This window comes from Chryseobacterium sp. Marseille-Q8038 (assembly GCF_965111995.1).
Genome location: NZ_CBCOPN010000001.1, coordinates 1,385,006 through 1,397,939, shown reverse-complemented (window position 1 = coordinate 1,397,939; position 12,934 = coordinate 1,385,006). Strand labels below are relative to the sequence as shown.

Sequence of the window (12,934 nt, the reverse complement as noted above, 5' to 3'; positions counted from 1 at the left end):
TAATACCAAAAAATGCCCGGTAACAAAAACGTTACCGGGCATCAACCAATTGATATTTAATATGAAAATTAAATCGTTTTCAGATACAGCTCCTGTAATTCCTGAGCGGTAAAAGCTTTGGAGGGCAGATTTTGCACCAGCTCTCCCTGTTTCATAATTCCGATATTGGTGGCTACACTTACTGCATTGAAAATATCATGAGTAGCCATTAAAATAGTTCTGCCTTCTTTCCCCAGCTGGCGAACAATTTCAGTGAATTCGGCTGTTGCTATTGGATCCAGTCCGCTGGTAGGCTCATCCAGAAGAAGTACTTTTGCATCTTTGGCAAGGGCAATAGCAATGCCTACTTTTTGTCGCATCCCTTTTGAATATCCTCCCAGGGCTTTGTGGTGCGCTGTCTCCTGTAATCCTGTACGCATGAGTAATGCGGAAAGCTCTTCTTTTTCATAATTAAATCCAGCAATTTTGGAGAAAAAATCGAGATTCTCCAATCCGGTAAGATGAGGATATAAAAGCACTGTTTCAGGAATATATGCCAGATGTTTTTTTATTTTCTGAGGATGATCTTTTACTGAAATATCATGAATGAAGGCATCTCCGGAAGTGGCTTTTATAAGCCCAAGAAGAATATTGATGGTTGTACTTTTACCTGCTCCGTTTTGCCCGAGTAGCGCAAAGATTTCCCCTTTCTTTACTTCCAGATTAAGAGAATGAAGTGCTGTAAAATCATTGTATTTTTTATGTAGGTTGATCGTTTTTAACATAGTTTTCTGTATTTGTATTGTGAAAGGATAATGAATAGAGTGATGAAGATGAGGTATGGCAGAAGAATCTGTATCCATTGGATAGGTGCAGATAATTTGAATACCTGTATGGTTTGCTGTCCCCAGTTGATAGGTTCTGCCGTCTGTCCTGAAAAAATAAGAGGGTAGAAGTACAATCGTTTTTTCTCATGGAATTTTTTGAGTGAAGAGGCATACTGCAGATTATTATTCATATCCGTTTTTGCCAGATGGCTTTCTACAAGCTGGGTATGAAGGTTGGGAAGGAAATAACCTAAATAAACTGCAGCCTGATTTCGTTTTTGCATTTTTTCTGTATACTGTTCAGAAGATGCTGCAGATTCAAGATCTCCCATATGCTGCATGGCGTAATACCATGTCCAGGTGAACGTATCATTTTCTTCTACGGTGAAATTTCTGTATTGAGGATATGCTTTGTAAAATTTTTCCATGGTAGGGAGCTTAGCTTCATCCCATTTATTGTGATAGCCTTCTCTCTGTTCCATCACTGCTTTAAGAGATTCGTTAACAGGGTATATCTTTTGTATCAGAATATTACTGCTCATCGGAATAATAAAGTTAATTCCCACCCATACGATCAGAAGGATTAACGCATTCTGAGCTGATGATTTTCGGAAAGAAATAACCCATCTGCATAAGGCAAACCAGAACATAAGATAAAGCCATCCGCTGATAAGAAAAGCAATATAATACAGATCCAAAGGTATTTTTATCCAGACTGAAGCGATGATCATTAATGCCAGATATACTGCAGTAACTGCCAAAAGGCGGATAAGCATCTTATGATCCAGAAGCTTTTGTAAATTTCCACTTTGTACCGAAAGCAATTTCCAGGTTCCTCTTTCTTCTTCCTCAGAAATGAGATTATAACAAAACGCCACAATCACCAGAGGAAAAAGGAAAACAATGACAAAACTAAAGTCAAAGTTTCCGACAGCCGCATTGGCAGGATTATAAAAATCAGAATTGTAGCGTTGTTCCTCCAGATTTCGGATGGTCACCCCTTGGATAGATGGGTTTAAATCCCGCATTCCGATATTTAAAGCGGAAAGTCTGGGAGTTTCATTCACTAAATTAAATTTGATGTAGTAAAGAACCAGTCCCAGATCATCTTTATGGAATTTTATATTCCGTTGAATGCTTTCCTTTTGAAATGCTTCACTTTTGGAAATGATGTCCTCGTTCCGATCCAGAAATTTTTTTCCGGTATAAATGGCCATGATCCCAGCCATGAATAAAAACAACAATGCAATGATATAAGCCTTGTTACGGTAAAATTGGGTATATAAATAACGATTCATTTAGATGAGTTTTAATTTTCTTCCACTTATTTCAATTGCAATAACACATACAGCCAGCCATAGAACCAATGCAGCAACAGGAATTGGCTGTTCTTTCAGACTGTACAAAACAGGAGTATATTGATATTCAAAATCCGGAAATTTTTCCCAGTTGTCTTTGTCGATTACAGCGGGTGGCCCTCCATTTTCAGGCTTTACATTGCTGATATGTTCAATTTGCAGGTCATTTAAATGCTGAGCCATCTGATAACGGTATTCTTCTGCCTGCTTTTGAAATTGGGTATAAGAGAAGAAATCTGTACCTGTAGCAATCATGGAAAAGTTTTTAATAGCAATGGCCGGATTAATCAGTCCTGAAATATCAGTAAGGTTTTGTTGTTTGTTATAAATGGTCTGCAGTTCTTTTTGATGTCTGATATAAATCTGTGAACTTATTTTTTCCCCTTCCTTCATCACAAATCCGCCATAGTTGAAAGGAAGCTCATTGGTTGTTTTTACCTTATACTTTGCCAATAAAGAATCTTTGATCTTCTTAAAATGCGGATCATCAGGATTGTGGCTGTCTCCTGATTTTAAAATATCCTTTTCCAGCGTAGTTTCAAAAGCAATACGGGAAGGTGCTGGATAAAGATTCTGTGCGGCAAACTGAATTCCCTTAGGCAAAACAATAATGAAAAGAAGCCAGAAACCTATAAGGCTGATCAATGCTGAAGAAGTACTTTTATGGTTCGCCGAAACAATAATAGTCAAAGCGCTGATAAAAAAATAATAGATCATATAAGCAGGCAATATCAATGCAAGCCTTATTACAATATCAGCAGAATCAGTAGTTTCAGACAGAAGTGTAGCTGCCAGAACAACAGGAATTACCGGAATCAGGAAACATAAAGAAAAAAGCCACAGTCCTATGACTTTCCCCCAGACAATATCTCTTCCTGAAGCTCCCTGTACGCTGATGATTTTTAATGTGGCATTCTCACGTTCCTGTACAATTAACCCAAATCCTAAGAAAAGGATAATCAAAGGAACAATGCTCTGCAGAATAAAAGCACTGCTGAAAGCTCCAAATCTGACCAAAGTTCCTGAACTTCCGGCTTCTGAAAGGTTCGCTGTATTCTGTTTATGGGCTTCCAGGAATATGACATTCCCAAGATAATCGTCCAATCCATTATCAAAAATATTCAAAGGATGTCCAATTCTGAAAACCAGATAGCCATAATGGGCCATACGGTGCGGATGCTTGTCAGGTCTGTGTTCCCAGCTTTCCCGTACTTCTTTCCGATATTCTTTTATTTTTGAAAAGGAATCAGTGTATTTTGCATATCCTATGCTGATGCTCAACAGGCAGAATAGGAGAACAGTAATCATGGTGAGGAGGCTTTGTTTTCCTTTAAACAAATCCTGCCAGGTTTTTCTCACCATCAATTGTAAGTTTGAAATTGCCATATATTAAAATTTGTAAGTAGCGGTTAGTAAATAATTTCTTGGAGTTCCCGGAAATAACCTTAGGTAGTTCTGAGCTCCGATCCAGTAGACTTTGTTGGTGATATTATTCAGATTAAAAGCGAGCTGAACAGACTTTGCCGGAGTGTAATACAATGCAGCATCTATCGTAGTATATTCGGGAAGTTCAAAACTTCTTGTGAACCACGGAATTTTAGAACTCTGGTAAAGCATTCCTGCTCCAATTCCAAAGTCTTTTATCAGTTCAATATTTGAAAAATTGTAGCGTGTCCAGATATTGACGGAATTTTTAGAAGTATTTTCTTTTCTTTTTCCCACAAGCTCCGGATGGGTATCATCCAATATTTTCGCATCAATATAACTGTAGCCTCCGTAAATATGCCATTGAGGGAGAATATGTCCGGAAAACTCGGCTTCAAATCCGCGGCTTCGGTCGGCACCACGCTGTATAAGCTCATCAGGTTCTGAAGGGTTATTGGCATTGATGATAAGATTTCTTTGGTTGATCTCATACACTGCAAGATTCAGAGAGATTCTGCCAAAAAGCTGTGCTTTGATTCCCAGTTCTTTAAGATCTGAGGTTAAAGGCTTAAATCTCGCTGCAGATCCTGTAAGACCGGAGGTATTAGGCATCAATGTTACCGTATTGGACTGAGGTTGATATCCGGTAAGGAAAGTCCCATACAGATTGATGTTATCCGTTATGCTGTAGGTAATACCGAACCTGTATAGAAGTTTGTTGTTTTGAAACGAAGATTCGTTGGATTCTTTGAAATTAGTGATGTCCTGAAACCATTCATGGCGTACCCCTGATAATATTTTAAACTTTTTCCAGGTAAAAAGATGCTGGATATAAGCCGCATGAGTAGTGGTAAGAGCAGAAGGCAGAGGCGTAATCACATTAAGGGTATTAAAATCTGTACCCTGATAATTTTCCGCTCCCGGATTCAGATCAAACGGAGTGACATTCGGTTTAGGAATGAGTGTTCCATTGTAATTGACAGTCTGATACTCTGAAGCTTTTGCCGGATTGTAAGATGAAACCACAGAACCATTCTTTAAAAGAAAACCTCTTGCTGCATTCTGCTGCCCGTCTTTACGTTTTTCCCAAATCTGACTGTCATAGCCAATTAAAGCCTGATGCTGAACAGAACCTGTTTTGAATTTAAAATTAAAATAAGCATTAATATTGTCTGTTGCCCAATTTTGTTTTCTTTGCACAAACTGCATCATGGCAAGGCTGGAAACCGGTTTGTTATCCATATCGGGAACAAAAGAATTGGTAGTTCTGTGTTCCTCAAGGTTTTCTCTCCAGTATTGCTTCATATAAGAGGCGTTGAAGCTGATGGATGGGTTAAAATGATGGGCAACACTTCCCATTATAATAAGTTCTCTGGTTTTAAAGAAATCATCGGGTGCTCCAAGGTTTAATGTTCTTGGAGTACTGTACAAATCTGTTTTTCCTGCAATTGCCCCGAAAATAGGCTGACCTCTGTCCAGATTTCCATAAAGATCATTGAAAATCATTTCTACATTCACTGATGTTTTTTCATTAGGAACAAAGGTGATGGAAGGAGAGAGCAGAATACCGCTGTTCTTGACATGATCCCTGGATGAATGGGCATTCTGGTAAGCTCCGTTAAAACGATATAATAAGGTCTTATTCTTATTCAAAGGGCCTGTAAGATCTGTTGTAACACGGTAAGTATCAAAGCTGCCTCCTGATAAACTGATCTCATGACGAGGATTAGACAGGGGTTTTTTCGTGACCATATTGATGGTTCCTCCGGGATCTACACTGGACATGGTAATACTTGCGGGACCTTTGAAAATTTCTACACGTTCTATATTGGAAGTCATCGGCTGCAAAAAATAATATTGCCTTGTCCGCATTCCATTGATGATCTGTCCTTCTTCATTTTGGCTGATTCCCCGAATGTTATATTGGTTATAATAGCTGGAAGGAGAGACTCCGTTCACATTTTTCATAACATCTCCAAGCTGGAAGGCCTGGCGGTCGGTGATCAGTTCTTTGGTAACGGTATTAAGCGTTAAAGGCAGATCTTTATTTTTCATAGCAATCTTAGTGGCGGCAAAAGAGTAGTCGGAAGTATAATCTTTAGACTTTCTTCCGATGATCTCAACGGTTTGTACCACTGTAGATAAAGAATCTTCAGAATGCGACTGGGCATACAAAAATGATGATGAGGTGATGAAACTTACGCTGAAAAGTTTCACAGAATTCAGGGAAATACAATGAATTATTCCCAGATAATTACAATTATTGGTAGTCATGAAAAGGGATGTACGGGCGATGAAAATGCCCATTAATAAAAGGATATCCTTAATTGTGTGAAGACACAGGTATCCACGGAATAACAGTACAGACTTATAGAATCTGTATACGGGAAATGAAGGCAGCGTATATTAAGCTACCGCGAAAAATGCAGATGGGGGAGCTCTGGAGCTGAAGAAGTCGAGAAGACAACGATACGAAATGGCTTTAGGTTGTGGCATTTCGTTATCATTGGTCGTATCAATAGCAAAATCCATATCCAAAGGCTCAGGGAGAAGAATATTATTCATGTGCATATGTAGAGCACACTGACATTCGTCGTCCTGGGAAAAAGTAGGGATTTTCTCTTCTTTTGAACCTTTTTTATAGATCATTTTACTCTTGGCGTGTTGAGCATGATCAATACATCTACTTACCCCACTGACATTCGAAACAAATATCAGAAGTAAAGAGAAAACAAAAAAGACTCTGAGAAATTTTTGCATAATAGAAAAGCAAATGTACAATTTAATTTGATATAAATGGAATGATGAGCGAAAAGCAGTAACTATTTTCCTAACATATATTGATTTTAAGATACGCAGATCCATGACAATCTCAATGATGGTTTTTGTCAGTGATATGATTCAGATCATACTTCGGCATATAAACACTTATTATATTTGGGTATTGAAAATTTCATATTTCTGACAAATTACAGTATACCTTCCGGTGATTCGGGAGGTTTTTTTATGGGAATTTAAATGCTCATGAAAATTAATTTTTTATTAGTTCTGAATATACAAACAACTCAAATCAAGCATAACAATTATCCGTACAGTTATAACTAAATCTTATTTGTAAAAAACAGATAACGAGAATCCGTATTTAATAACCTCATGGATAAGATATTTTTGCTACAAAAAATATTGAAAAATACTACAAACAAAATCTACACAACTACAATGTATATCTACGGAATTGCTTTGTTATTACTTTAATGATCATTGTAAATTAGTTCCGTAATAAAAAAATAGCATATTTTATGTTATATTGATTTGATTTTATCCCCGGAAAGATCCGGGGATTTTTTGTTGATATTTTTTAAATACATTAAATCTTGACGTATAAAAAGAGATTGCCTTTCCCATATATTTAGAATAGTAAAATTCTAAATAAATTGATAATAAGCACAATTAAAATCTACACAACTATAATTTATTTCTACAGAATTGCTTTGTTATTACTTTAAAGGTCATTGTAGATTTGCCCCATAATAAAGATACCTGATGAAAACTCATCATTAATTAATTTATAATATCAACTAAAATTATTACAGAATGAAAAAATCTTATTTTCTACTTCTTTTAGCATTTTCAGGTTTAAGTTTCGGACAAACCAATAATACCTGTTCTACGGCAAGAGAGGTCTCTGAATTCCCTTATACCTTTGATCAGACAGATGGGGTAACATCTCCAGCTGATGGGTTGATAAATATTTGTTCCGTTGGAATGAATGATGGTCTTTGGTATTCTTTTACAGGTGATGGAAGTTATATAAATATTAAAGTTACTGCTACATCAGATTGGGGGCCTGAAATAGGAGTATATACAGGGAGTTGTGACGCTCTTGTATGTGGAGCAAGAACATTTCCTTATGATACAGAATTGGTTAAAACACTTACCATTTCAACTGTACCTGGAATCACCTATTATGTAAATGTTGGTGCGTATGAGGCGTATACAGACATTCCAGAGGGGAATTTCAAAATAGAAATAAACAAGGTAAATGTATCCCTTATTCCCTCTAATGATAAATGTTCAACAGCCAGACAAGCTGTTCCTTTGCCATATGCATGGACCCAAGTCGATGGTGTTTATGCTGCCAATGATGGCTTGATAACGACTTGTTCAAGTGGAATGAATGATGGTCTTTGGTATTCTTTTACAGGTGACGGGAATAATACAACAATTAAAGCCATTACTCTTTCTGACTGGAATCATAAGATAGGAGTATATACCGGAAGTTGTACTGATCTGGTATGTGCAGAAACAAAAGATAGTGAAGATGGAGGTATAGGAATAATTGAAACAATGACTATTCCTACTACAGCTGGAATTAACTACTATATAAATGTTGGTAATTTTGATGGTTTTGATGATCGTCCAGAGGGAAATTTCATTATTCAGATTACTACAGAAGCTTCACTGGCGACTCATGAGATTTCTGGTTCAAAAACGGGCAATCTTATTCAGTTATATCCAAATCCATTCATAGATGCATTACATATTTCAGATATTACCAAAGTAAAGTCAATTTCGGTTTTTGATATTTCAGGAAAGCTGGTTAAAACTATTGATAGGCCCAATTCTGTTCTTTATTTAGGAGAGCTAAAACAAGGAGTGTATTTAATTACTTTCAACCAAAAAGATGGCTCTAAGCAAACGCTGAAAGCGATTAAGAAATAAATTAGCATGTATATAATTGCTATTGTATCAATAGCCTTTTACAAAAGTATTAAATTGATGAGCAAAGTTGAAAAACTTTGTCTGTTAATAAAAAGCGACTCATCTCAGATTTGAGTTTTCATGGTTATTAGTTTTTTATTCCCCGGTTAATCCGGGGATTTTTCTTTTTATAACTTAGGTAAATTTGGGGTGTTTAATATAATGTTTTGATTATTAGTGTGAATTGTAGCCCCACCAGGAATCGAACCTGAATCTAAAGTTTAGGAAACTTTTATTCTATCCATTGAACTATGAGGCCAGTTCTTGTATGATAAAATTGCAAATTATTTTCAAGATCAATAGATTAACAAAGAGTTGTTGCTAAGTGCAGATATGAGCACAGATGTTTGAGGATACTTTTATATTGTGCCATTTTGTGCCATTAACATATAGTGAATTTACGAAAATGCTTCTATAAAAGGGCTGTAGGATAAAAGAATCTGCCCTTTAGAGGCAGATCCAGTAGATAAATACATCTCATTTTTTTAATTAGACAACAATAAAAAGCACAGCCGACAATGCTGTGCTTAAATTTTTATTTCAAATTTAATTGCAATTTCAATAGTAGTAAGAAAAGCAAATAAAGTTTCCACTTCGATGTTTATTACATAGTAAATGTAGTAATAATTTTAATACGAAATATGAATTTAATGTTAAAATTCACAAGTTATCCACAATTTGTTGTGGATAACTTGTGGGATTCTTTGGAACTATTGTTCAGAAAGATATTTTAAAACAAAATCATTTAAGATTTCTTTCTCTTCATCACTGCCTTTATTGTCCATATGACCATGATTAATCAGAGTGGGTTGTATTGTTATAGAATATTTTTTTTGTTCTGTTTCATTGGGAAGGACGCCTTCATCAGCCGGATAATCGTTGGAACGTAAAGAATAAATTTTAGGAACCGAAGTTCTCGGAAGAAACATTCTCCGGTTGTCCATTGTGATCAGTTTATACACCAGATTAGGATGCTGATTACCGAATAGAGCTGCCATATCACCACCATTGGAGTGTCCTATTAAGGTCAGATGTTTATAATCAAGTTCCGGTTTTGTCTTTTTAAGTTCATTGAGCACAAACAGAATGTTATCCGAACCATTTTGCCAGAAAGGTCTTCTCACCATCTGCAAATTTCCTTCTGTGGGGAGCAGACTGTCTGTAGCCAGTTCATGTTGAATGCTTACTGTGAAATAGCCTTTTGAAGCCAGTTTTTCCGTTAAATAAGAGTACACAAGGTAATCTCCGCCTTTATTGAGACCATATCCATGATTGAAAATAATAACCTGTGGGTTGAGAATTTTCTTATCTGTTTCTGGATAATAAAAAGCAACAGGGATCTTACGGTTTCTGCTGTGATCTAAAAAGGTTAAAGTATCCACTTTTACCTCGTAATCATGACTTTGAGTATTTTTCTTTTGTACAGTACAGCTGGTTATAAAAAGAGGAATGGCAAAAAGAATAGAAAAGGAGTACTTCATGGATTGTTTTTATTTGACAGAGTAAAAGAATGACCTTAATTCATCTGCAAATATATGAGGTAATTCCAGTGCGGCAAAATGACCACCTTCATTCATCTTTTTAAAGCTGGTCACATTTACGAAACGTTCTGCCCATTCTTTGGGAAACTGAGCTTCACGGGGAAATACGAGTACTCCGGCCGGAACATTGCTTTTTTGATGAATGTGTACTCCGCTCCATAAAGCCGCTGCATCTTCTTTGTACATTCTGGCAGAAGATCCTATGGTTTGCGTTACCCAGTAAATCATAATATTGGTAAGCATTTCATCTTTCCCTCCAAAGGCTGTTTCTATTAATTCCGGGGGCGCTCCTGCATTGGTAAAACTTATAATCCAGCCTGCAAGTCCAACAGGAGAGTCATTCAGACCATAGGCAAGAGACTGGGGTTTGGTAGACTGAACCATGGCATAGGCTCCTTCGTTATACCACCATTGTTGTACAAACTGTGCGAATGCTTTTTCATCTTCACTCATCGTTGCCGGATCTTCCTGTCCCATAGGATATCCTACATCGGTAAGGTGAACAGCTTCCAGTGCATCAGGATATTTTGAAGCCAGTGCTTTTACGACTCCCATGCCGATATCGCCTCCGGCAGCATAAAATTTCTCATATCCAAGGACTTCTGCCATCAGTTTTTTCCAAAGATCAGCTACTCTGGCACTGCTGACAACTGTTTTATCAGAAAAACCAAATCCGGGAATAGAAGGAATAACCAGATCAAAACTCTGTTCACCTTCTGTAAGCAATGGAATAATTTTATGAAAACGATAATAGCTGTCCGGCCATCCATGAGTAAGAATAAGGGGTTTTGGATGAGTTCCTTTTCCTCTTATGTATTGAAAATGAATCAGAATTCCATCTATTTCAGCGGTGTACTGAGGGTGTTGATTCAACTGCTGTTCGTGCATTCTCCAGTCGTAATCATTGATCCAATAGTGGGTAAGTTCTTTCAGGTATTTTTCGTTGGTACCATAATTCCAATCAGAACCTTCGGGTTCTCCGGGCCAGCGGGCGTTTTGCAGACGGTTTTTAAGATAGGTGATCACCGATTCAGGAATGTTAACAGTAAATGGTTCCATATTTATATATTTTATTGGTGTAAATGCTTTTTTGGAAATATACTGATAGTAAGAAGGTTATCAAAGTTAAAAACTTTCTCTTTTCAAAAGTGTTGTCGAAATCATAAATTTTTTGATTTTTTATATGGTGAAAAAAGTGTAACTTTAATTCATTAAAATCTCGTAATACATATTACTATCAGTCAGGCTACTTTTTAACCTGAACATCTTAGGTTCAATTTTCTGAACCCAATACCTTCATTATATCATAACTAAAGCAAAGACAAAATGTTATTTGCCGTATCAATGGTTACTAGCGCAGCATTGGCTATTGATTATTGATATGTAATATTTAAAGAAAATCAATATGAAAACCTATAAAATTGCCGTAATCGGCGGAACAGGAAAATCCGGAAAATATCTGGTGCAAAACCTCCTTGAGAAAGTGTATTCTCTTAAACTTTTAGTCAGAAACCCTGAAAACGTTACCTTTCAAAATCCATTAATTGAAGTTGTAAAAGGAGATGCGAGAGATAAAACCTCAGTTCATAGATTGCTTGAAGGAACTGATCTTGTAATAAGCACTTTAGGACAGCCAAAAGGAGAGAAGTCTATATTCAGTGATGCTGCAAAAAATATCATCAGAGCGATGAACCATTTTGGAATGAAGCGCTATATAGTAACTACCGGTTTGAGTGTAAATACTCTGTCGGATCATAAAAATGAAAGCGTTAAAATGGCTACTGAATGGATGTATCAGAATTATCCTGAAACAACGGAAGACAAACAAAAAGAGTATGAATCTCTTGTGGAAAGTACACTGGACTGGACTTTGGTAAGATTGCCACTGATTCATCTTACCGAAGAAAGGTTTACCACTGAAACAAGTCTTACAGATTGCAAAGGTGAAAGTATCAGTGCTGCGGATCTCGCGGAATTTCTAGTTTCTCAGATTGATGCAGCTGAATACATACAGAAGAGTCCGTTTTTGTACAATCTGAAAGGGTAAAGAATATTTAAAGAAGAAGCTGTCTCAATAATCCGGCTAGTGGATTTTTGTCATTCTGACAAAGGAAGAATCCCGTTAATAATCAACGATATGGGATACTTCATTTCATTCAGAATGACAATTTTGAGACAGCTTCTTTTAATTCTTATAAGAGTTTTTATTTTTTTCGACCATACATCAGAATACGCTTAAATGCATAGATTGCCGGATATTTTGTAAATCTTCGAGCGATGCGTGATTTAAATTCGGAAATGAAATTTTCTTTTTGTTCTTTTTCCAAACGCTCAAGATAAGGCAGCAGGGCAGTTCCTGAAATAAATTCATAGAGCGCTTCATGATCATCTGCAATAATCGGATAAACTTTCTGGAATATTTCAATATCCTGAATTCCGTTGTCAAACAAAATTTGGGCATAATCATCCATTGAAAGTACAGGCGAATCACGGTTGAAATGATTGAGCTGTGAAGCATAAGGTTCTTCGTCTGCCATTTCCGTAAGAATCTGATTCAGGATATTTTCTTTCTGAACAGGCATCTGAATAGCTAACTGACCATTCTGTGAAAGTAATCCAATGATTTTAGGAAATAACGTTTCGTGATCATCTGCCCACTGTAAAGCGGCATTACTGAAGACAATATCCCATTTTTGGTCAGACTGCGCTGTTTCTTCAATGGTCTGCAGTTTAAAGTGCAAGTTGTCATTTTCAAATTTTTTAGATTTCTCAAGCATTTCTGCTGATGAATCAATTCCTAAAAATGTAGAGCCGTCTAGTTTTTCAGTCAGAATAGAGGTTTGCTCTCCGGTGCCACAGCCTAGGTCAATCGCTTTTATATTGTTTTCAGGCTTGATTAATGCTGCTAAATCATAAAAGGGTTTGTAACGAACATCTTTGTATTGATCATATAATTCGGGATTCCAAGGCATAAAAAATAATTTTGTAATGGGTTAATTTTAATAAAGATAGAGAATCTAAATAAAAAATCGGCTGTTTTTAA

Annotated in this window: 10 protein-coding genes and 1 tRNA gene; 2 read left to right on the top strand and 9 right to left on the bottom strand. The window is 36.5% G+C overall.

Annotated features, from left to right (window positions below; all coding sequences use genetic code 11):
• Positions 1-68: 68 nt before the first annotated feature.
• The 5 genes from ACWPWS_RS06470 to ACWPWS_RS06450 form a co-directional block, all read right to left on the bottom strand.
• Complete coding sequence (locus tag ACWPWS_RS06470; protein ID WP_454045937.1) at positions 69-764, bottom strand: ABC transporter ATP-binding protein; 696 nt, start codon at positions 762-764, stop codon at positions 69-71.
• Positions 758-2,104 carry a DUF3526 domain-containing protein gene (locus tag ACWPWS_RS06465; protein WP_454045936.1) on the bottom strand — a complete coding sequence of 449 codons (1,347 nt, stop codon included), beginning with the start codon at positions 2,102-2,104 and terminating at the stop codon, positions 758-760. Before ACWPWS_RS06465 ends, ACWPWS_RS06470 begins: the two co-directional genes overlap by 7 nt.
• Complete coding sequence (locus ACWPWS_RS06460) at positions 2,105-3,550, bottom strand: ABC transporter permease (RefSeq protein WP_454045935.1); 1,446 nt, start codon at positions 3,548-3,550, stop codon at positions 2,105-2,107.
• A gap of 3 nt (positions 3,551-3,553) precedes the next feature.
• Positions 3,554-5,863, bottom strand: a complete 2,310-nt coding sequence (locus tag ACWPWS_RS06455) for a TonB-dependent siderophore receptor (protein ID WP_454045934.1) — start codon at positions 5,861-5,863, stop codon at positions 3,554-3,556.
• 132 nt (positions 5,864-5,995) lie between these two features.
• Entirely contained in the window at positions 5,996-6,238 is a 243-nt protein-coding gene (locus ACWPWS_RS06450; protein WP_454045933.1) for a hypothetical protein, read from the bottom strand.
• Between the two features lie 945 nt (positions 6,239-7,183).
• On the opposite strand from ACWPWS_RS06450, the gene ACWPWS_RS06445 reads away from it, so the two are divergent.
• Positions 7,184-8,311: a T9SS type A sorting domain-containing protein gene (locus tag ACWPWS_RS06445; RefSeq protein ID WP_454045932.1), complete on the top strand. Its 1,128-nt coding sequence runs from the start codon at positions 7,184-7,186 to the stop codon at positions 8,309-8,311.
• Positions 8,312-8,537: 226 nt separating this feature from the next.
• On the opposite strand, the gene ACWPWS_RS06440 is transcribed toward ACWPWS_RS06445, so the two are convergent.
• The 3 genes from ACWPWS_RS06440 to ACWPWS_RS06430 form a co-directional block, all read right to left on the bottom strand.
• Positions 8,538-8,609: transfer RNA gene (locus ACWPWS_RS06440), tRNA-Arg, on the bottom strand.
• Between the two features lie 451 nt (positions 8,610-9,060).
• Positions 9,061-9,831, bottom strand: a complete 771-nt coding sequence (locus tag ACWPWS_RS06435) for an alpha/beta hydrolase (RefSeq protein ID WP_454045931.1) — start codon at positions 9,829-9,831, stop codon at positions 9,061-9,063.
• Positions 9,832-9,840: 9 nt separating this feature from the next.
• On the bottom strand, positions 9,841-10,950 hold the full coding sequence (locus ACWPWS_RS06430; protein WP_454045930.1) for an epoxide hydrolase family protein: 1,110 nt from the start codon (positions 10,948-10,950) through the stop codon (positions 9,841-9,843).
• 346 nt (positions 10,951-11,296) lie between these two features.
• Between ACWPWS_RS06430 and ACWPWS_RS06425 the strand changes: the two genes are divergently transcribed.
• Positions 11,297-11,938, top strand: coding sequence for an NAD(P)-dependent oxidoreductase (locus ACWPWS_RS06425; protein ID WP_454045929.1), 642 nt, complete (start codon positions 11,297-11,299; stop codon positions 11,936-11,938).
• Positions 11,939-12,095: 157 nt separating this feature from the next.
• Here ACWPWS_RS06425 and ACWPWS_RS06420 read toward each other — a convergent pair whose 3' ends face one another.
• The gene (locus ACWPWS_RS06420) at positions 12,096-12,863 is read right to left on the bottom strand and encodes a methyltransferase domain-containing protein (RefSeq protein ID WP_454045928.1); all 768 of its coding nucleotides are present in this window, start codon (positions 12,861-12,863) and stop codon (positions 12,096-12,098) included.
• Between the last annotated feature and the right edge of the window lie 71 nt (positions 12,864-12,934).

What these genes read in the sequence shown, in the direction of transcription:
- ACWPWS_RS06470 (WP_454045937.1), bottom strand. Translation starts at nt 764, where the DNA reads ATGTTAAAAACGATCAACCTACATAAAAAATACAATGATTTTACAGCA.
- ACWPWS_RS06465 (WP_454045936.1), bottom strand. Translation starts at nt 2,104, where the DNA reads ATGAATCGTTATTTATATACCCAATTTTACCGTAACAAGGCTTATATC.
- ACWPWS_RS06460 (WP_454045935.1), bottom strand. Translation starts at nt 3,550, where the DNA reads ATGGCAATTTCAAACTTACAATTGATGGTGAGAAAAACCTGGCAGGAT.
- ACWPWS_RS06455 (WP_454045934.1), bottom strand. Translation starts at nt 5,863, where the DNA reads ATGACTACCAATAATTGTAATTATCTGGGAATAATTCATTGTATTTCC.
- ACWPWS_RS06450 (WP_454045933.1), bottom strand. Translation starts at nt 6,238, where the DNA reads ATGATCTATAAAAAAGGTTCAAAAGAAGAGAAAATCCCTACTTTTTCC.
- ACWPWS_RS06445 (WP_454045932.1), top strand. Translation starts at nt 7,184, where the DNA reads ATGAAAAAATCTTATTTTCTACTTCTTTTAGCATTTTCAGGTTTAAGT.
- ACWPWS_RS06435 (WP_454045931.1), bottom strand. Translation starts at nt 9,831, where the DNA reads ATGAAGTACTCCTTTTCTATTCTTTTTGCCATTCCTCTTTTTATAACC.
- ACWPWS_RS06430 (WP_454045930.1), bottom strand. Translation starts at nt 10,950, where the DNA reads ATGGAACCATTTACTGTTAACATTCCTGAATCGGTGATCACCTATCTT.
- ACWPWS_RS06425 (WP_454045929.1), top strand. Translation starts at nt 11,297, where the DNA reads ATGAAAACCTATAAAATTGCCGTAATCGGCGGAACAGGAAAATCCGGA.
- ACWPWS_RS06420 (WP_454045928.1), bottom strand. Translation starts at nt 12,863, where the DNA reads ATGCCTTGGAATCCCGAATTATATGATCAATACAAAGATGTTCGTTAC.